The organism is Kutzneria sp. CA-103260 (assembly GCF_018263855.1).
In the GTDB taxonomy this organism is placed as follows: domain Bacteria; phylum Actinomycetota; class Actinomycetes; order Mycobacteriales; family Pseudonocardiaceae; genus Kutzneria.
In genome coordinates, this window is the sequence record NZ_CP073318.1 from 148,857 (window position 1) to 167,420 (window position 18,564).

General features: G+C 69.8%; 17 protein-coding genes. 11 read left to right on the forward strand and 6 right to left on the reverse strand.

Features of this window, described 5'->3' with window-relative positions; translation table 11 throughout:
- Positions 1-43: 43 nt before the first annotated feature.
- The 4 genes from JJ691_RS00710 (at position 44) to JJ691_RS00725 (ending at position 3,530) form a co-directional block, all read left to right on the forward strand.
- Entirely contained in the window at positions 44-904 is an 861-nt protein-coding gene (locus JJ691_RS00710) for a LysR substrate-binding domain-containing protein (protein ID WP_211766838.1), read from the forward strand.
- Positions 905-944: 40 nt separating this feature from the next.
- Entirely contained in the window at positions 945-1,493 is a 549-nt protein-coding gene (locus JJ691_RS00715; protein WP_211766839.1) for a hypothetical protein, read from the forward strand.
- 2 nt (positions 1,494-1,495) lie between these two features.
- Entirely contained in the window at positions 1,496-2,587 is a 1,092-nt protein-coding gene (locus JJ691_RS00720) for an MAB_1171c family putative transporter (RefSeq protein ID WP_211766840.1), read from the forward strand.
- 73 nt (positions 2,588-2,660) lie between these two features.
- Positions 2,661-3,530, forward strand: coding sequence for a phytoene/squalene synthase family protein (locus JJ691_RS00725; RefSeq protein WP_211766841.1), 870 nt, complete (start codon positions 2,661-2,663; stop codon positions 3,528-3,530).
- On the opposite strand, the gene JJ691_RS00730 is transcribed toward JJ691_RS00725, so the two are convergent.
- The 5 genes from JJ691_RS00730 to sucC form a co-directional block, all read right to left on the reverse strand.
- A complete protein-coding gene (locus JJ691_RS00730) occupies positions 3,507-3,974 on the reverse strand; it encodes a hypothetical protein (protein WP_211766842.1) in 468 nt (155 codons plus the stop codon). The two genes, JJ691_RS00725 and JJ691_RS00730, sit on opposite strands and share 24 nt — an antisense overlap.
- Positions 3,975-4,244: 270 nt before the next feature.
- Positions 4,245-4,778 carry a hypothetical protein gene (locus JJ691_RS00735; RefSeq protein WP_211766843.1) on the reverse strand — a complete coding sequence of 178 codons (534 nt, stop codon included), beginning with the start codon at positions 4,776-4,778 and terminating at the stop codon, positions 4,245-4,247.
- The gene (locus JJ691_RS00740; protein WP_211766844.1) at positions 4,775-5,500 is read right to left on the reverse strand and encodes a MerR family transcriptional regulator; all 726 of its coding nucleotides are present in this window, start codon (positions 5,498-5,500) and stop codon (positions 4,775-4,777) included. Before JJ691_RS00740 ends, JJ691_RS00735 begins: the two co-directional genes overlap by 4 nt.
- A gap of 42 nt (positions 5,501-5,542) precedes the next feature.
- Positions 5,543-6,427 carry a succinate--CoA ligase subunit alpha gene (gene sucD / locus JJ691_RS00745; RefSeq protein ID WP_211766845.1) on the reverse strand — a complete coding sequence of 295 codons (885 nt, stop codon included), beginning with the start codon at positions 6,425-6,427 and terminating at the stop codon, positions 5,543-5,545.
- 1 nt (position 6,428) lies between these two features.
- A complete protein-coding gene (gene sucC, locus JJ691_RS00750) occupies positions 6,429-7,559 on the reverse strand; it encodes an ADP-forming succinate--CoA ligase subunit beta (RefSeq protein ID WP_249227607.1) in 1,131 nt (376 codons plus the stop codon).
- Between the two features lie 192 nt (positions 7,560-7,751).
- Here sucC and JJ691_RS00755 point away from each other — a divergent pair, with 192 nt between their 5' ends.
- The 4 genes from JJ691_RS00755 to JJ691_RS00770 all read left to right on the forward strand — a co-directional run bounded on the left by JJ691_RS00755 (position 7,752) and on the right by JJ691_RS00770 (position 14,391).
- Entirely contained in the window at positions 7,752-9,491 is a 1,740-nt protein-coding gene (locus tag JJ691_RS00755) for a thiamine pyrophosphate-binding protein (protein WP_211766847.1), read from the forward strand.
- A gap of 16 nt (positions 9,492-9,507) precedes the next feature.
- Entirely contained in the window at positions 9,508-10,737 is a 1,230-nt protein-coding gene (gene frc / locus JJ691_RS00760) for a formyl-CoA transferase (protein WP_211766848.1), read from the forward strand.
- A gap of 12 nt (positions 10,738-10,749) precedes the next feature.
- Positions 10,750-12,888 (forward strand): acetate--CoA ligase family protein, encoded by a 2,139-nt coding sequence (locus JJ691_RS00765; RefSeq protein ID WP_211766849.1) that lies wholly within the window; start codon positions 10,750-10,752, stop codon positions 12,886-12,888.
- A 249-nt stretch (positions 12,889-13,137) separates the two neighbouring features.
- Entirely contained in the window at positions 13,138-14,391 is a 1,254-nt protein-coding gene (locus JJ691_RS00770) for an OFA family MFS transporter (protein ID WP_249227608.1), read from the forward strand.
- Here the strand turns inward: JJ691_RS00770 and JJ691_RS00775 are convergent.
- Positions 14,388-15,128, reverse strand: coding sequence for a GntR family transcriptional regulator (locus JJ691_RS00775; RefSeq protein ID WP_211766851.1), 741 nt, complete (start codon positions 15,126-15,128; stop codon positions 14,388-14,390). The two genes, JJ691_RS00770 and JJ691_RS00775, sit on opposite strands and share 4 nt — an antisense overlap.
- Positions 15,129-15,351: 223 nt before the next feature.
- On the opposite strand from JJ691_RS00775, the gene JJ691_RS00780 reads away from it, so the two are divergent.
- From JJ691_RS00780 to JJ691_RS00790, 3 genes are all read left to right on the forward strand, one after another.
- Positions 15,352-16,335, forward strand: coding sequence for a 2-dehydropantoate 2-reductase (locus JJ691_RS00780; protein ID WP_211766852.1), 984 nt, complete (start codon positions 15,352-15,354; stop codon positions 16,333-16,335).
- A gap of 256 nt (positions 16,336-16,591) precedes the next feature.
- Positions 16,592-16,777, forward strand: a complete 186-nt coding sequence (locus JJ691_RS00785; protein WP_211766853.1) for a hypothetical protein — start codon at positions 16,592-16,594, stop codon at positions 16,775-16,777.
- A 5-nt stretch (positions 16,778-16,782) separates the two neighbouring features.
- Positions 16,783-18,504, forward strand: a complete 1,722-nt coding sequence (locus JJ691_RS00790; RefSeq protein ID WP_211766854.1) for an HEXXH motif domain-containing protein — start codon at positions 16,783-16,785, stop codon at positions 18,502-18,504.
- Positions 18,505-18,564 lie beyond the last annotated feature (60 nt).

Genomic DNA, 18,564 nt, shown 5'->3' on the forward strand with positions numbered 1-18,564 from the left:
CGAGCATCCTTCGTGTTGACCGGGTGCTGACTACGCTGGGCCGATGTTCAAGCCGGCTCAGCTGGAGAGCTTCCTGGCCGTCGCGCAGACGCTCAGCTTCACCCAGGCCGCCGACGAGCTCGGCGTCCGCCAGTCGACGATCAGCCAGCACGTGCGGCAGCTGGAGGCGATCGTCGGCAAGCAGCTGTTTCTGCGGGACACGCACACCGTCGAGCTGACGCCGGAGGGCGAGGCCATGGTCGGCTTCGCCCGCACCATCGTGGACACCGGCCGGGAGGCGGTCAGCTTCTTCGCCGGGCCGCAGCTGCGCGGGCGGCTGCGGTTCGGCGCGTCGGAGGACTTCGTCGCCACCTACCTGACCGACGTGCTGCGGGACTTCCGGCGGCGGCATCCGGCGGTGGAACTGGAGCTGACAGTCGGGCTGAGCGGCGAGCTGCACCGGAAGTTGGAAGCTCGCCAACTGGACCTGGTTTTCGGCAAACGGCAACTGGGCGCGGTGCACGGCCAGCTGGTGTGGCGGGACCGGCTGGTCTGGGTCGGGGCCGAGGGGACGAAGGTCGACCCGACCGCGCCGGTGCCGCTGATCCTGTACCCGGAGCCGAGCGTCAGCCGCGCGCAGGCGTTGGAAACCCTTCAGTGGCACGGCCGGCAGTTCCGCGTCGCCTGCACCAGCACCAGCCTGAGCGGGCTGCGCGCGGCCGTGCTGGCCGGACTGGGCGTGACCGCTCACACCCGCAGCCTGATCCCGCACGATCTCGTGGAACTCGGTCCGCAGCACGGTCTTCCGGCGCTCGGCGAGATCGAGTTCGTGCTGTCGCCGCCGCCGCGGCTGCGGACCGAACCCGCGCGGGCGCTGGGGGCGGCGATCGTCGCGGACGCCAACAGACTGCGCCGCGCACGCTAGAATGGCCGCCTACGGTCGCATCGAGGGGAGTGCCCTCCACATGGGTAGGCGGTTCGGCGGAACCACCACGGTCGACCAGGTCCTGCGTGAACTGCGGCGCGGTGACTTCCTGCATCCGGACGTACGCGTTGTGTGCCAACGGCTGTCGCGGGACCGCGGCCGCCCGCTGCACCTGATCCCGCTGCCGCTGCGCACCTCGATCAGCGGCGCCTGGCTGGGCATGCCGGACGCGGATTACGTTGTCTACCAGTCGGTCGGATCCAGCCCGCTGCACCAGATCCACGTGATCTGGCACGAGATCGGGCACATGCTCCTGCCCGGTCACGCCCGCACCTGCGATGTGGACCCGGCGACCCGGGACGTGTTGATGAAGGTGCTGAACGCGTTGGTGCCCAACCTCAGTCCGGCCGTGCTGAGCCGGATCCTGGGCCGTGGCGGCTTCACGGACCAACAGGAGATCGAGGCGGAGGTGTTCGCCGGCGCCGCGGTGTGCGCCCTGGGCGAGCCGGCCCCGGATTCGGGGCACCGCGACCTGACCGAGGCCGAGGCGCAGATCGTGGACGCGCTGGTCCGAGAACTGCGCGTCTGACCGTGCTGACCTTCGCGCTCGTGGTGACCGTGGTGGTGGCCGCCGTCGCGCTGACCACCCGGCTGCGCATGTTGGTGCGGGTGACCGTCGACCGGCGGCCCGGTCATGTGCTGGCGCTGGGCTTCGCCGCGTGGTTTCTGGCTGTGCCACTGGAGATCGCCACCATCGCGGTGGAGGTCGACCGGTGGGCCGGCTGGGCGCTGACCTGGCCGCTGCTGCGGGTCATCGCCTGCGCCGGCGGGTTCTTCACCCAGACCTTCTTCCGGCTGGCCACCTCCGACCGCGCCGATCCGGCGCAGCGTGCCCGGGTCACCTGGCTGGTGCGCCGTTCGGCCCTGTTCGGCGTGACCGCGGTGGCCGTCGGTCTGATCCTGTTCGCCGCGATGCCGCACGACGTTCTCTTCGCCAGCGGGCCGGCCGGTCGGATGATCACACCGGGTCCGGTGTATCCGGTCGCGGAGCTCGCGAACCTGGTCATCTTGAGCTATTTCGCCTACGCCATCGCGAGCATCACCTCGGAGTCGTGGCGGTGGGCGACCAAGGCCGACGTGCCGTGGCTGCGGCGGGGTCTGCGCATCCACACCGTCGGCTGCGTGTTCGGGCTCGTCTACTGCGTGCACGTGGCCGTGTACCAGATCGCCGAGATGGCCGGGATCTTCCCGCCGTGGTCGGAGCTGGAGGGTGACGGCGCGTTCGTCACGATGTGTCTGCTGCCGGCGTTCGTCGGCGTGACCGCGCCGATGTGGGGGCCGCGACTGGACGGCCTGGCCCGCGCGGCCCGGCACTACCGGCACCGGCGGCTGCTGTATCCGTTGTGGCGGCGGCTGAGCGGTTCCGTGGTGCGGCTGGATCCGCCGAAGACCGAGTGGCACGACCGGTTGCGGCTGTGGCCGGGGCAGCAGCACGCGCTGGTCTACCGGCGGGTCATCGAGCTGTGGGACGGGCTGCTGGCCTCGCATCCCACCATGTTCGGCGGGGGCGGGCTGGAGGATCCCGACCTGGCCCGGGACATCGACTGGTGGCTGGAGATCGCCCGGGCCACCCAAGTTCGCCCGATTGCCGACGTGTTGGCCGAGTATCAAGGACAGTTGTGACCGAGCTTGCGAGGGCACCATTGAGCACAGTGGCCTTGGTCGCAGACTCGCCGAGCGCTAGCGAGGTGGGACTGTGACCGATGAGCTCGATGCCGCCGGCATCCGCGACCCCCAGCTGCGCGCGTGTTACCTGCGCTGCAAGCGATTGCTGGCCGAGCACGACAAGTCGTACTACCTGGCCTCGCTGCTGCTGCCGCCGGCGCGGCGGCCGTTCGTGCACGCCATCTACGGCTTCGCCCGACATGCCGACGAGATGGTCGACGGCGCCGACGCCGCCGGCTTCGAGCCGTGGCGGGACCGGATCCTGGCCGAGCTGACCGCCGGCGAGACCGAGGACGAGTTCGGCCGGGCGCTGCTGCACACCATCCGGACCTGGGACATTCCGTTGCGGCACATCGAGGATTTCCTGGCCGCCATGGCCTCGGACCTGACCGTGACCTCGTACGAGACGTATGCCGATCTCGAGGTCTACATGCACGGCGCCGCCGCCACCCTCGCGCTCCAGTTGGCGCCGGTGCTCGGCGCGCGGACCGACGAGGCGGTCGAGGCCATGCGGTTGATGGGGATCGCCTTCCAGCTCACCAACATCCTCCGCGACGTCGGCGACGACCTCCGGCGCGGCCGCGTCTACCTGCCCGGCGAGGACCTGCGGCGCTTCAACGTGACCGAGATCGAGCCGGGGCGCCGGTTCCGCGAGCTGATCAAGTACGAGATCGCCCGCACCCGGTCGTTCTACCGGCGGGCCCGGGCCGGGATGCCGCTGCTGGATCCGGTGGGCCGGCCGACCGCGCTGGCCGGCATGCGGCTGTACGGCGGAATCCTCGACGCCATCGAGCGTTCGGGCTACGACGTGATCGCCCAGCGGGTCAGCGTGGGGACGGCCCGGCAGCTGGCGATCGCCGTGCCGGCCTACCTCCGGTCACTGCTGGCCCGGGTTTCCTGAATCCTGATCGGCTGACTCGCGGTCGGTCCGCCGCAGCTCCAGCACCTGCTCCAGCAGGACTTTCGCCGCCTCGGCCAGCTGGCCGCTGTCCTGCTCCAGCAGCATCGCCCGCAGCGCGAAGGCCAGCACGCCCTTGTCCCGCCACTCGGCCAGCCGCATCAGGTCGCGGTGGATGCCCGCGACCTTCTCCGCCGCCTGCGGCGTGGTCGGGGCGAGGAAGTACACCGGGTCCAGGTCGAAGAACGCGGCCAGGCCCTGCACCACGTTCACGGTCGGATTGTCCCGCTCCCCGTTGCGCAGCAGGCCGAGGTAGGACCCCGTGACCTTCACGCCCAGTTCGCCCAGCGCCGCGGCGACTTCGGTGTTCCGGTACTCCGGCCCGTCGGGTCCGTTCGGCCGCACGGCGTCGAACGCGGCGTTGAGCTTGTCCCGGAAGCTCAGCATCGCCCGTCCCCCACTCCGCTCAACTGATGTCCACGCACCGGCGTCGACTGCCCCAAGAGTAGTTGACACACCTGGTGGTTTCCATAGACTGGCAGCATCGCGGTCAACTGGTCTTGTCACTGGGGACCGCAACCAGGGGGAGTTGGTTGAGTCGAATGGACAACGCGCCCGGCGAGGGGCGGGCATGGTGTCCAGGGGAGAGGTGCGACTCGACCAGCGGGGTGGTTCCTGCTCGACCCGGGGGAGGGCCGAGCAGGAACCACTGTCGGGTCACGACACGAACTGCCGCTCCATGGCTGCCAGGAATCGGCGGGGCTCGTCCACGGTGATGTGCAGGTGGCGGACGCCGGCCAGGCGGGGGTCGTCGACGGGGTCGATGTGCACGGCGATGTTGGCGTCGCCGTAGGCGTAGAGGGCGGTGTCGCCGTCGACCTTGAGGCCGGAGCGCAGGATGTTGGGGCGCGCGTGCGGCTTGACGGACGTGATGGCGGACAAGGGAATCGTGAGCTCGCTGAAGGTGCTGTCCCGCAACACGAGCGCGTCGGGGAGCAGTTGGTGCGGGCGGGTGGTCAGCGAGGCGAGCAGGCCGAGGATCCAGAGCACGCCGTAGACGTGCAGGGCCAGCAGCAGCCAGGGCCAGAAGGTGCCGGGCAGCACGGCCCCCAGCACGAACTCGACGACCAGACCCTCCACAATGGACATTGCGAGCAGGACGTGGACCAGCGGCCGGAAACCGCGGCCGTAGGCAAAGGCGGACGGGTCTTCCGGGCGGCGCAGGGCCCACGCGACCAAGCAGCGGATCATGGCATGTCCTGCTTCCAGTAGGAGAACATCAGCCGCAGGCAGCGCGCCTGGGCCGGGGACATGTCGGCGCTGATGGCGGCCAGCAGCGCGTCCGGATCGGCGTCCACGGCCTGGAGTTCGGGCGGCAGCATGGCGACGATGGCCGGGCCGAAGTCCCGGGCCCGGTCGGCGATGTCGGTGACGGCCGGGTCATTGGGGGAGGCGTCGACCAGCCGCTCGAAGTCGGCCTGCACGGCCAGCATCCGCTCCCGTAGGTCGGAGTCGGCGAACACCGAGTGGTACAGGTCGAGGTTGCCGGTCATGGACTCCATGACTTCGGCGGCGAGGATTTCCCGATCGCGGCCGGGATAGTCGGTGAGGGAGTCGATCACGGTGAGCAGTGCCGGGGAGCGCAGGTCGCCGTCGGCGGCGAGCAGGTCGGCGATGGCCGCGCGCTGGCCGGCGATGCGCTCCTGCTGGGCGGCCAGGTCGCCGTCGATCTCACGCAGGATCTCGACGAGGTCCCGGTTCCGGTCGCCGGACAGCGCGTCGGCGACCTCCTCCAGCGACAGCCCGAGTTCGGCCAGCCGCCGGGCCCGCAGCAGCAGCACGAGATCCCGCAACTCGTAGCTGCGGTACCCGTTCTCCCGCCGCCGCGGCTCCGGCAGCAGTCCGATCCGGTGGTAGTGCCGCACCGTGCGCGGCGTCACCCCGGCCAGCCCCGCGAGTTCCCCGATTCGCATGGGTCCAGTAAAAACCTTGACGCTACGACAAGGTCAAGTCGATCACCCGGTGAGCAGGTCCCGGGCCAGCCGGGCGGTCTCGCCGGGGGTGCGGCCGACGGCGATGCCGGCGGCCTCCAGGGCGACCTTCTTGGCCTCGGCGGTGCCGGCGGAGCCGGACACGATGGCGCCGGCGTGGCCCATGGTCTTGCCCTCGGGCGCGGTGAAGCCGGCCACGTAGCCGACGACCGGCTTGGTGACGTGCTCGGAGATGTAAGCGGCGGCCCGCTCCTCGGCGTCGCCGCCGATTTCGCCGATCATGACGATGAGCTCGGTCTCCGGGTCGTCCTGGAACGCTTGCAGGGCATCGATGTGGGTGGTGCCGACGATGGGGTCGCCGCCGATGCCCACGGCGGTGGAGCAGCCGAAGTCCCGCAGCTCGTGCATCAGCTGGTACGTCAGCGTGCCCGACTTGGAGACCACGCCGACCCGGCCGGGCTTGGTGATGTCGGCCGGGATGATGCCGGCGTTGGACTTGCCGGGGCTGATCACGCCGGGGCAGTTGGGCCCGATGATCCGGGTCCGGCCGCCGGATTCCACGGCATGGGCCCAGAACGCGGCGGTGTCGTGCACGGGGATGCCCTCGGTGATCACCACGGCCAGCCCGATGCCGGCGTCGATCGCCTCGATGGCGGCGTCGCGGGCGAAGGCCGGCGGTACAAAAAGGACGGACACGTCGGCTCCGGTCTGGAACACGGCCTCGGCCACGGTGCCGAAGACCGGTAACGACGTGCCGTCGAAGTCCATGCGCTGCCCGGCTTTGCGGGCGTTCACGCCGCCGACGACGGTCGTGCCGGCCCGGAGCATACGGGCAGTGTGCTTGCTGCCCTCGGCGCCGGTCATGCCCTGCACCACGACCCGGCTGCCCTCGTCGATGAAGATCGCCATGTCACGCTCCCCGCGCCGCGAGCCGCGCGGCCGTGCCCGCGGCGTCGTCCATCGTTTCCACCATGGTCACCAGCGGATGCCCGGCCTCGGTGAGAATCTGCCGGCCCCGCTTGACGTTGTTGCCGTCCAGTCGGACCACGAGCGGTTTCGTCGCGCGTGGGCCGAGCATGTCCAGCGCTCGCACGATGCCGTCGGCCACCGCGTCGCACGCGGTGATGCCGCCGAACACGTTCACGAACACGCTGCGCACGTCCGGGTCACCGAGGATGATCTCCAGCCCGTCGGCCATCACCTGGGCCGACGCGCCGCCGCCGATGTCCAGGAAGTTGGCCGGCCCGGCCCCGCCGGCCTGGGCCACGACGTCCAGAGTGGACATCACCAGCCCGGCCCCGTTGCCGATCACGCCGACGTCGCCGGTCAGCTTGACGTAGTTGAGCCCCTTGGCCCGGGCGGCCTGTTCCAGCGGGTCGCCGGCGGTGGAGTCCGCCGGCCGGCCGGAGTGCCGGAACGCGGCGCTGTCGTCCAGGGTCACCTTGCCGTCCAGTGCGATGATCTCGCCGGATTCAGTGCGCACCAACGGGTTCACCTCGACCAGCGTGCAGTCCTCGCGGACGAACACGTCCCACAGCTTGACGATGACCTCCGCCGACGCGGCCGGCAGCCCGGCCGCCTGGGCGATGTCTCCGGCCAGCGCCAAGTTCATGTCCCGGACCGGACGTCGGATCAGCGCCTCGGGCCGGGTCGCGGCGACCTCCTCGATGTCCATGCCGCCTTCGGCCGAGGCCATCGCGAGAAAGGTCCGGTTCGCGCGGTCGAGCAGGAACGAGAAGTAGTACTCGTCGGCGATCTCGGACGCGGCGGTCACCAGCACCTTGTGCACGGTGTGCCCCTTGATGTCCATGCCGAGTATCGCCTCGGCCGCGGCCCGCGCCTCGGCGGGCGTGCCGGCCAGCTTGACGCCGCCGGCCTTGCCGCGGCCTCCGGTCTTGACCTGGGCTTTCACCACGACCGGTCCATCGATCGCCACCGCCGCCGCGTACGCGCCCGCGGGAGTGTCGGTGACCTCGCCGGGTGGCACCGGGACGCCGTGGCGGGCGAACAGGTCCCTGGCCTCGTGTTCGAACAGATCCAACGTGCGGCCCTCCTGTGAGCGCTGCGCGGGTGGGGGCTGATCTCGCCGGCGGGTGCGCTTTCCGCTGAGCGCCAAGGTCGCGAAATGTTCTCGCGTCGCTCTGGACACCGGGCCGGAACAGGCGTAAGCATATGCCTACTCCATATCGTATGCAATCTACAGTGCACCGCGGCCGGCGAGGAGTTGACCAGCATGGTGGGAACAGAACCCGTGGCAGAGGCCCAGACGGCGACCAGTCGGACGGCGAACGGATCCGGGCCCGCGCCGGCGACGATCTCGGGCGGCCACCTGGTCGCCAAGGCGCTCCGGGCCGAGGGCATCGACACCATCTTCACCCTGTGCGGCGGGCACATCATCGACATCTACGACGGCTGCGTCGACGAGGGCATCGAGGTCATCGACGTGCGGCACGAGCAGGTCGCCGCGCACGCCGCCGACGGCTACGCCCGCGTCACCGGCAAGCCCGGCTGCGCGGTCGTCACCGCCGGGCCCGGCACCACCGACGCGGTCACCGGCGTGGCCAACGCCTTCCGCGCGGAGAGCCCGATGCTGCTGATCGGCGGCCAGGGCGCGCTGACCCAGCACAAGATGGGCTCACTGCAGGACCTGCCGCACGTCGACATGATGGCCCCGATCACCAAGTTCGCGGCCACCGTGCCGGACACCGCCCGCGCGGCCGACATGGTCTCGATGGCGTTCCGGGAGGCGTTCAACGGCGCGCCCGGCCCCTCCTTCCTGGAGATCCCCCGGGACGTCCTGGACAACAAGGTGCCGGTGGAGAAGGCCCGCGTGCCGCAGGCCGGCCACTACCGGGCCTCCACCCGGCAGGCCGGCGACCCGGCCGCCGTGGAGAAGCTGGCGGACCTGTTGGCGCACGCCAAGAAGCCGGCGATCCTGCTGGGCAGCCAGGTCTGGACGACCCGGGCCACCGCCTCGGCGATCGAGCTGGTGCGCACGCTGAACATCCCGGCCTTCATGAACGGCGCGGGCCGCGGCACGCTGCCGCCCGGCGACCCGCACCACCTCCAGCTGTCCCGCCGCTACGCCTTCGACAACGCCGACGTGATCGTCATCGTCGGCACCCCGTTCGACTTCCGGATGGGTTACGGGCGAAGGCTCTCCGCCAAGGCCACGGTGGTGCAGATCGACCTGGACTACCGCACGGTCGGCAAGAACCGGGACATCGACCTGGGCATCGTCGGCGACGCCGACCTGATCCTGGCCGCGGTGACCGCCGCCGCGTCCGGCCGCGTCGACAACGGCGCCACCGGCCGCAAGCCGTGGCTGGAGGAGCTGCACAAGGTCGAGGAGCAGGCCCGGCAGAAGCGGTTGCCGCAGCTGCGTTCCGACGCCAGCCCGATCCACCCGTACCGGCTGGTGCACGAGATCAACGAGTTCCTCACCGAGGACTCGATCTACATCGGCGACGGCGGCGACATCGTCACCTTCTCCGGCCAGGTGGTGCAGCCCAAGTCGCCCGGCCACTGGATGGACCCGGGCCCGCTGGGCACGCTCGGCGTCGGAATTCCCTTCGTGCTGGCGGCCAAGCACGCCCGGCCGGACAAGGAAGTGGTGGCCCTGTTCGGCGACGGCGCGTTCTCCCTGACCGGCTGGGACTTCGAGACCCTGGTCCGCTACAACCTGCCGTTCGTCGGCATCGTCGGCAACAACTCCTCGATGAACCAGATCCGTTACGGACAGGCCCAGAAGTACGGCCTGGCCCGGGAACGCGTCGGCAACACGCTGGGCGACGTGCACTACGACCAGTTCGCGAAGATGCTGGGCGGCTACGGCGAGGAGGTGCGCGACCCGGCCGACATCGGCCCGGCGCTGCTGCGCGCCCGCGAGTCGGGCAAGCCGTCGCTGATCAACGTCTGGGTCGACCCGGACGCGTACGCCCCCGGAACCATGAACCAGACCATGTACAAGTGATGTGGCGGAGGTCGTGATGGGAAAGGCACTTGAGGGCGTGCGCGTCCTCGACATGACCCATGTGCAGTCCGGTCCCTCGTCCACCCAGCTGCTGGCCTGGCTGGGCGCGGACGTCATCAAGCTGGAGACTCCCGGCCGCGGCGACATCACCCGCGGGCAGCTGCGGGACCTCCCGGACGTGGACAGCCTCTACTTCACCATGCTCAACGCCAACAAGCGCAGCCTCACGCTGAACATGAAGAGCGAGGAGGGCAAGCAGATCTTCACCCGGCTGGTGTCCGAAGTGGACGTCCTGGTGGAGAACTTCGGGCCCGGCGTGGTCGACCGGTTCGGCTTCACCTGGGAACGCCTCAGCGAGCTCAACCCGCGGCTGGTCTACGCCTCCATCAAGGGTTTCGGCCCCGGCCGGTACGCGGACTTCAAGGCGTACGAGGTGATCGCGCAGGCGATGGGCGGCTCGATGAGCACCACCGGCTTCGAGCAGGGCCCGCCCACCGCCACCGGCGCGCAGATCGGCGACTCCGGCACCGGCATCCACCTGGTGGCCGCCATCCTGGCCGCGTTGTACCAGCGCACCAACTCCGGCCGCGGGCAACGGGTGCAGGTGGCCATGCAGGACGCGGTGCTCAACCTGTGCCGGGTCAAGCTGCGCGACCAGCAGCGGCTGGCCCACGGGCCGCTGGGGGAGTACCCGAACGAGAGCTTCGGCGACGAGGTTCCCCGCTCCGGCAACGCTTCCGGCGGCGGCCAGCCGGGCTGGGCGGTGCGCTGCGCGCCCGGCGGCCCCAACGACTACATCTACGTGATCATCCAGCCGCCGGGCTGGCGGCCGATCACCGAGCTGATCGGCAAGCCAGAGCTGGCCGACGACCCGCAGTGGGCCACGCCGGAGGCGCGACTGTCCAAGTTGGACAAGGTGTTCGCGATGGTCGAGGACTGGACCAGCGGACTGTCCAAATGGGATGTGATGGAGCGGCTCAACGCGGCCAACGTGCCGTGCGGGCCGATCCTGTCCACCCGGGAGCTGATCGAGGACGAGACGCTGGCCGAACTCGGCTCCGTGGTCCCGGTCCAGCATCCCGAGCGCGGCGAGTACAAGACCGTCGGCTGCCCGCTCAAGCTCTCCGACTCGCACGTGGAGATCACCCGCTCGCCGCTGCTGGGCGAGCACAACGCCGAGGTGCTCGGCGAACTGGGTTACGGCCCCGACCAACTGGAGCGGCTGCGCGCCGCCGGCGTGATCTGAGGGAGTGCCGCAGTGAGCAACTACGACCGCGAGGCGGTGCAGCGGGTGCTGGCGCAGGTCGCGGCGGACGGCCGCGACTCGCTGACCGCGCCCGAGGGCAAGATCGTCTGCGACGCCTACGGCATCAGCACACCGGACGAAGGCCTGGCCACCTCCTCCGAGCAAGCCGTGGAACTGGCTGAGCGGATGGGTTTCCCGGTGGTGCTGAAGATCGTCTCGCCGGACATCCTGCACAAGACCGAGGCCGGCGGCGTGCTGGTGGGCCTGGCCGACGCCGGCCAGGTGGCGCACGGCTACCGCACCATCATCGCCAATGCCAAGAGCTACAACCCGAATGCGGCGATCGTCGGCGTCCAGGTGCAGCAGATGCTGCCGGCGGGCCAAGAGGTCATCGTCGGGGCCACCACCGACCGGACCTTCGGCAAGATCGTCGCCTTCGGCCTGGGCGGCGTGCTGGTCGAGGTGCTCAAGGACGTCACGTTCCGGCTCGCGCCGACCGACCGTGAGCAAGCGCTCTCCATGATCGACGGCATCGCCGCGGCCGAGATCCTGCGGGGTGTGCGCGGCGCCGAGCCGGCTGACCGGGACGCCATCGCCGACCTGATCACCCGGGTTTCCGACCTGGTGACGGATTTCCCGCAACTGTCCGAAGTGGACCTCAACCCGGTGCTGGCCACGCCGACCGGGGCGACCGCGGTGGACGTGCGGGTGCTGGTCGACCCGGACGCCGCGGCCGAGCCGACCCGGTTCTCCCAGCAGGAGATCCTGGCCGCGATGAACCGCATCATGAAGCCGGCCGCGGTGGCGGTGATCGGGGCTTCGGCCGAGGACGGCAAGATCGGCAACTCGGTGATGAAGAACCTGGTCAACGGCGGCTACGCCGGGGATATCTACCCGATCAACCCCAAGGCCGCGGAGATACTGGAGCGCAAGGCCTTCGCCAGCATCGCCGACGTGCCCGGCGACGTGGACGTGGCCGTGTTCGCCATCCCGGCCAAGTTCGTGCCGCAGGCTCTGCGGGAAGCGGGCGAGAAGGGCGTGGCCGGCGCGATCCTGATCCCGTCCGGCTTCGGCGAGACCGGCAACCACGAGCTCCAGGACGAGGTTGTGCGGATCGCGCGGGAACACAACGTGCGCATCCTCGGGCCCAATATCTACGGCTACTACTACACGCCGGAGCACCTGTCCGCGACCTTCTGCACGCCGTACGACGTGCAGGGCGGCGTCGCGCTGTCCTCACAGAGCGGCGGCATCGGGATGGCCATCCTGGGCTTCAGCCGGTCCGCTCAGATGGGCGTGTCGGCCATCGTCGGCGTGGGTAACAAGGCCGACATCGACGAGGACGACCTGCTGACGTTCTTCGAGCACGACGACAACACCAAGCTGATCGCCATGCACCTGGAGGACCTCAAGGACGGCCGGTCCTTCGCCGAGACGGCCAAGCGGGTATCCAGGAAGAAGCCGGTCGTTGTGCTCAAGGCCGGACGCACCGCGCAGGGCGCCAAAGCGGCCAGCTCGCACACCGGAGCCCTGGCTGGCGACGACAAGGTGTACGACGACATCCTGCGGCAGAGCGGCGTCGTCCGCGCGCCCGGCCTGAACGACATGCTGGAGTACGCCCGCGGCGTGCCGCTGCTGCCCACGCCGAAGGGCGAGAACGTCGTGATCATCACCGGCGCCGGCGGCTCGGGCGTGCTGCTGTCGGACGCCTGTGTGGACAACGGCCTCACGCTGATGTCCATTCCGGACGATCTGGACGCGGCGTTCCGGGAGTACATCCCGCCGTTCGGCGCGGCCGGCAACCCGGTCGACATCACCGGCGGCGAACCGCCGTCCACCTACCGCAACACCATCGCGCTGGGCCTCGCCGACGAGCGGGTGCACGCGCTGATCCTGGGCTACTGGCACACCATCGTCACGCCGCCCATGGTCTTCGCCGAGCTCGTCGTCGACGTCGTCGAGCAGTACCGGGAACACGGCATCCACAAGCCGGTCGTGGCGTCGCTGTCGGGCGACGTCGAGGTCGAGCGGGCGGCCGAGTTCCTGTACCGGCACGGCATCGTGGCCTACCCGTACACCACGGAGAAGCCGGTCGCCGTGCTCGGGGCCAAGTACCGCTGGGCCAGAGAGGCGGGACTGATGGAGGGCTGACACACGACCAGTCGGGAGGCATGATGCCGGTCCAGACCTAGCAAGCGCACGCAGATCGATCACACGCCATCGGAGGACACAGGGGACCTGGGGATTCGCAAAGACGCGAAAGAGGCTCTGATGACCACAAGTTCCACCAGTTACAGGGAGTTGACTGACGACAACGGCAGGGTCTACCGGATCGGCGAGAGTCCCCACGACCTCATGGGACGCTCCCGGGCCTGGATGGTCTGGTTACCCTGGATCGCGATGATCGCGGTGAGCGTGTTCGAGTACGGCTGGGGCGCCGTGGTCGGCACGCTGCAGACGAAGAACGGATGGTCGCTGACCGAGGTGTTCTGGTTGGCGACGGTGTGGGCGGTCTTCCAGGCCGCCGTGGCGTTCCCGGCGGGTCGGCTGCGGGAGCGCAACAAGTTCTCGGCTCGTTCGGCAATGTTGTTGGGCGCGGTGTTGTCGGGCGTCGGGTACTTCACGATCGCCTTCAGCGGCAGTCTCGGGTTGGCTTTCCTCGGTTACTCGGTCTGCGGCGGTGTCGGCGCCGGCCTGGTCTACGCCACCTGCATCAACATGGTCGGCAAGTGGTATCCGGAGAAACGCGGCGCCCGCACGGGTTTTGTCAACGGCGGCTTCGCGTACGGCTCGGTGCCGTTCATCTACGTCTTCGCCGCGGTGCTGACGCCGAGCGACACCACCCAGATCCTGTCGCTGATCGGCCTGTACATGCTGATCGTGGTGGCCGCCTGCGGCCTGCTGTTCCGGGACCCGCCGAAGAACTGGTGGCCGGAGCACATCGATCCGAAGGAGTGGGTCCGCAACACCAAGGCCAACAAGAGCTTGGCCAAGAACCCGCCCGCGGTGCGGCAGTACTCGCCGCGGGAGGCGATCCGCACCGGCATGCTGCCGCTGATGTGGCTGACGCTGGTGATCATCGGCGGCGTGTCGCTGTTCGGCATCAACTTCCAGGTGCCGTTTGCGAAGGCCAGCGACTTCGGGCCGTTCGTGGCGGCGTCCGCGGCCGGCATTCTGTCCATTGTGAACGGAACCGGCCGCGCGCTGGTCGGCTGGGCGTCGGACTTCCTCGGCCGCAGGCAGACGCTCACCGTGGTGCTGCTGATCGCCGCCGTCGCGCAGTTCGGCGTGCTCTACGCCGGGAACACACACAACATCGGGCTGTTCATGGTGTTCGCGTTCCTGGTGGGCTTCGGCAGCGGGGCGTTCTACCCGCTGTTCGCGGCCCTGGTGCCGGACTACTTCGGCGAGAACCACAACGCCACCAACTACGGCATCGTGTACAGCGCCAAACTGGTCGGCGGGGTCGGCGGCGGCGGCCTCGGCGCGATGGTGGTCGACGCGTGGGGCTACACCGGCGCCTATGTGCTGTCCGGCTGCATCGCCGTTGTCGCCGCCGGCCTCACACTGTTCCTGCACCAACCGGGACGTCCGAAGTCCAAGACCGCGGTGTCGGCCGCGGCCTCGAACTTCGGCGCCCCAACCACCGCCTAGCTGCTCGCTTGAGCCTGACGCTCGTTGTGGTAGGCCAGCCGGGTTCGTTCCGTGTGGACGGTCATGATCCGGCTGGCCTGCTCGGCGTCGCCGGCGGCGATGGCATTGATCAGTTCTTCGTGCTCGGACCAGGCGTCCTCGCCCCGGGGCCTGGCGATCGGGGTGTAGTACCAGCGCACCCGGCGGTCCACCAGGCCGATCAGCTCGGCCAGCACGGCGTTGCCGGACAGCTTGGTGATGAACGCGTGCAGGTTGGCGTTGGCCGAGACCATCCGGTCCACGTCGACGTTGTTCAGCGCGTCGACCCCCTCGGCCTGTAGCGCCCGGAGGGAGTCGACGTCATCGGGGGTGGCGCGTTCGGCGGCCAGCTTGGCCGAGTGGGTCTCCAGCACACTGCGCACGCTGAGCAGCTGGTCGGCCTCGTCCTCGGTCGGCGTGTGCACGAACGCGCCCTGGGCCGGGCGCAGATCCACCCAGCCCTCGGTCTGAAGCCGTTGCAGCGCCTCGCGAACGGGCTGCCGGCTGACTCCCAGGTACTCGGCCAGCTCGACCTCGACCAGGTGCTGGCCGGGCTGCAGCGTCCGGTTGACGATCAGCTCGATGAGCGCCTCGTAGACGGCTTGGCGCAGTGGGGCCGGGCGCTCCACCTTGCGGCCGGCCGGGTCGCCGAGCGTGCCGCGGTTCGCCCGGCGTCGGTTGACCGCTCCGCCGGGGAACGGGGTCGCGGGCTCGCCCACCTGGGCCTCCTCGAACTGGGGATCGGTGCTTAAAGGTTACAGAATTTCGTATGCAAAAGACACGGGCACGTGTGCCGGGTCACCTTCTGCACCCATACTAGCGCAAACCGTGCACACAGGGCAATCAACGTGCTACCGGACGTAACACTCGCGCGGGTCTACCGTCGAACGTCCCTACATCGCATACTGTATCCAATCTTCCGCCGACACCTGAGGGTGAGCCATGAAAGTCGCTGTTCTCGGCGCCGGGGCCATCGGCGCCTATGTGGGAGCGGCCCTGCACAGGGCCGGTGTCGACGTCCATCTCATCGCGCGCGGCGCGCACCTGGCGGCCATGCGCCGCGACGGCGTGCGGGTGCTCAGCCCACGCGGCGACTTCACCGCCAGGCCACCGGCCACCGACGATCCCGGCGAGGTCGGCCGGTCCGACTTCGTCTTCCTCGGCCTCAAGGCCAATTCCTACGCCTCGTGCGGCCAGCTGCTGGCGCCTTTGCTCGGTCCCGACACCGCCGTCGTCGCCGCGCAGAACGGCATCCCGTGGTGGTACTTCCATGGCCTGGTCGGGCATCCCTTGCAGGACCGGCGGATCGAGGCCGTCGACCCCGGCGGCGCCGTCAGCGAGGTGCTCGACGTGCGCCGGGCCATCGGCTGCGTCGTCTACTGCTCCACGGAGATCGAGCAGCCGGGCGTGATCCGCCACCTCGAGGGCACCCGCTTCTCCATCGGCGAGCCCTCCGGCGCCATCTCCCAGCGCTGTCAGGACCTGAGCGCCGCCATGATCGCCGGCGGCCTGAAGTGCCCCGTCGAGCCGCGGCTGCGCGACGACATCTGGATCAAGCTCATGGGCAACGTCGCCTTCAACCCGCTGAGCGCGCTCACCGGCGCCACCATGGCCGAGATGTGCGCCCACGACGACACCCGGGCCGTCGTCGCCGCCATGATGGCCGAAACCGTCGCCATCGCCCGTGCCGCCGGCGCCGCCCCCGCCGTCTCCGTCGAACAGCGCATCGACGGCGCCCGTCGGGTCGGCCACCACAAAACCTCGATGCTGCAAGACCTCGAGGCCGGCAAGGCGCTGGAGACCGACGCCATCATCGGCGCCGTCGTCGAACTCGCCGAACTGACCGGCGTACCCGCGCCGACCTTGCGCAACGTCTACGCCGCGGTGGACCTGCTCGCCCTGAACCGGGCCCGGCGCGGAGCCTGAAAGTCCACTGTGGACTGTGTCGGTGCACGTGCAGATGGCCGGTTCGCGCGGCCGATCGCCGGGTGTTCACGGAGGTGGTTCGGACAAGTCAACCCACGGAGGTAGCGCGCGGGTGCCCGGTGCCTGGCACAATGCAGTGGCCGGGCGGTTTTGCGGCGAGCATTCCTACTGCTGGGTCAAGCGGAACGCCCGTCCGGTGATGCATGATGCTTGTGTCGGGCTCGTTACGATCCGTGCACACAGAGGGGCTGGTGACATGCCGGAACCAGAACTCAGCCTGCGGTCCGAGTTGATCGACCTGACCGGTATGTCCCTCACCGCTCTGCGCGCGTGCACCGACCCGGCGTTGAGCCGGTCGGTGGCGAACCTGCTCAGCGAGGCCGACGACCCATGGATAGCCGCGCTGCGCCTGCAGAGCGCCTCGGGTGGGAATGGCTGCTGACTCCCATGGACGGTGGCCGGTCGGCCACACACGGGTTCTCGCGCAAGGATCTCGACGCGCTGGCGCGCGGGGGCGGCGGCCGTGAGGCAGTGCTCGAACTGCGTTCCGCCAAGCGCAGCAAACTGCTGGTCACGTTACTCACCTTGCTGGAATCGACCCCGTCGGAAGCCGGGCCGCTCGGCTCGTTCGCCGAGGCGTGGGATCTGCTCGCCGCGGCCGAGCGGGCGGATCCCGCTGCGGTAAGCGATGTTCTGGCGCTGCCGGCGGTGCATTCCTGGGCCGCGCAGGCGTTGCGCCATCTGCGTGGTTCGGTGTCGTCCGATGCGCCGCTGTGGTTCGTGCTGGGCCACATGAACGCGATCGCCGCGGCCGCCGCGGTGTCGGCCGGCCTGGAATTTCGCGCCAGTATTCCCGTTTTTGCGGGACTGGCGGTGCTTCCCACCCTCGGCGCGGCCGTCGTGCCGACCGGCGAGCGCCACGCCGTCGCCGAGGTCGTTGCCGCGCAAGGTGAAGTCGTGGTTCGCCGCGACAGTGTGGCGGTGACACGGTGGTTCCCGATGCGGCGGGTGCGGGTCGAACATGAGGGTCGCGAACTTGTCGTGTGGCTGGACGACCTGTCGCCGTTCCGCGCGTTCGGCGACCCGCAGCCGGCCGAACTGTTGTCCGACAAAGCGGTCGTGGACTGGACGTCCGCGCTGGACCGGGCGTGGCGACTGCTGGTGTCCCGGCACTCGGAACAGGCCGAGGAACTAGCCGCCGGGCTGGCCGCTCTGGTGCCGAAGCAGCGCGGCAACAGATTCCGGGATTCCAGCGCCACCTCGGCCGACGCGTTCGGCTCGGTGGAACTGGCGTTGCCGGCCGGCGCGCCGGGGCTGGCGGCGGTGCTCATCCACGAGTTCGCGCACAGCAAGCTGAACGGCCTGTTCGACCTGGTGACACTGGATGTGGAGAATCGCGAGGAGATCTTCTACGCGCCGTGGCGGGACGACCCGCGGCCGCTGCACGGCGTGCTGCACGGCGTCTACAGCTTCCTTGCCGTCACGGACTTCTGGCGGGGCGAGGGGGCGGATGACTTGGCGTACTTCAGGTTCGCGCTGCACCGGGTGCAGACGACGGACGCGATCGAAACCATCGAACGCAGCGGCCTGCTCACCGAGGTCGGCGAGCGGTTCATCGCCGCGATGCGGGCGTACGTCCAGGGCTGGCAGCACCATCCGGTGCCGGAGCGGCATCGCCGTGCGGCCGAACGGGTGGCGTTGGATCATCGGGCGACGTGGCGGCTGCGGCACCTGGCGCCCGATCCCGACCACGTGGCGGCGGTGGCCGCGGACTGGACGGCGGGCCAGCACTGGCGGGGTGATCCCGGGCCGGCGCCGGAGCTCCGTCCCGCCGACGCCATGACCGAGCCTCGCGCGCGGACCCATCTGACCGAGTGGGCGCTGCGCTCCCCGGAGACGTTCAAGACGCTGACCGAGGAGACGGTGACAGCCGAGGTGCCCGGCGCGACGCCCGCTGACCTGTGTCTGGTGCTGGGCGAGACCCGGCGCGCGAAGGCGCTGTACCGGGATCAGATCGCGGCCGATCCGGACGGGTTCACCGGCTGGATCGGCCTCGGTCTCACGGTGGGGAGTCGTTGTCTGGCCGAGTTTCCCGAACTCGTGCGCGCCGTGGCGGCGGTGGTGGACGCTGCTCCCGGCGAGCTGGTGGCGTGGTTCGACCGAGGATGACCCGGTCTTCTGTATCGATTCAGAACCCCTGTTCGACGCCCACGCCACCGGGCGCTGGGT

What these genes read in the sequence shown, in the direction of transcription:
- JJ691_RS00715 (WP_211766839.1), top strand. Translation starts at nt 945, where the DNA reads ATGGGTAGGCGGTTCGGCGGAACCACCACGGTCGACCAGGTCCTGCGT.
- sucD (WP_211766845.1), bottom strand. Translation starts at nt 6,427, where the DNA reads ATGGCGATCTTCATCGACGAGGGCAGCCGGGTCGTGGTGCAGGGCATG.
- JJ691_RS00735 (WP_211766843.1), bottom strand. Translation starts at nt 4,778, where the DNA reads ATGATCCGCTGCTTGGTCGCGTGGGCCCTGCGCCGCCCGGAAGACCCG.
- JJ691_RS00710 (WP_211766838.1), top strand. Translation starts at nt 44, where the DNA reads ATGTTCAAGCCGGCTCAGCTGGAGAGCTTCCTGGCCGTCGCGCAGACG.
- JJ691_RS00740 (WP_211766844.1), bottom strand. Translation starts at nt 5,500, where the DNA reads ATGCGAATCGGGGAACTCGCGGGGCTGGCCGGGGTGACGCCGCGCACG.
- JJ691_RS00780 (WP_211766852.1), top strand. Translation starts at nt 15,352, where the DNA reads ATGAAAGTCGCTGTTCTCGGCGCCGGGGCCATCGGCGCCTATGTGGGA.
- JJ691_RS00785 (WP_211766853.1), top strand. Translation starts at nt 16,592, where the DNA reads ATGCCGGAACCAGAACTCAGCCTGCGGTCCGAGTTGATCGACCTGACC.
- JJ691_RS00755 (WP_211766847.1), top strand. Translation starts at nt 7,752, where the DNA reads ATGGTGGGAACAGAACCCGTGGCAGAGGCCCAGACGGCGACCAGTCGG.
- frc (WP_211766848.1), top strand. Translation starts at nt 9,508, where the DNA reads ATGGGAAAGGCACTTGAGGGCGTGCGCGTCCTCGACATGACCCATGTG.
- JJ691_RS00770 (WP_249227608.1), top strand. Translation starts at nt 13,138, where the DNA reads ATGATCGCGGTGAGCGTGTTCGAGTACGGCTGGGGCGCCGTGGTCGGC.
- JJ691_RS00730 (WP_211766842.1), bottom strand. Translation starts at nt 3,974, where the DNA reads ATGCTGAGCTTCCGGGACAAGCTCAACGCCGCGTTCGACGCCGTGCGG.
- JJ691_RS00790 (WP_211766854.1), top strand. Translation starts at nt 16,783, where the DNA reads ATGGACGGTGGCCGGTCGGCCACACACGGGTTCTCGCGCAAGGATCTC.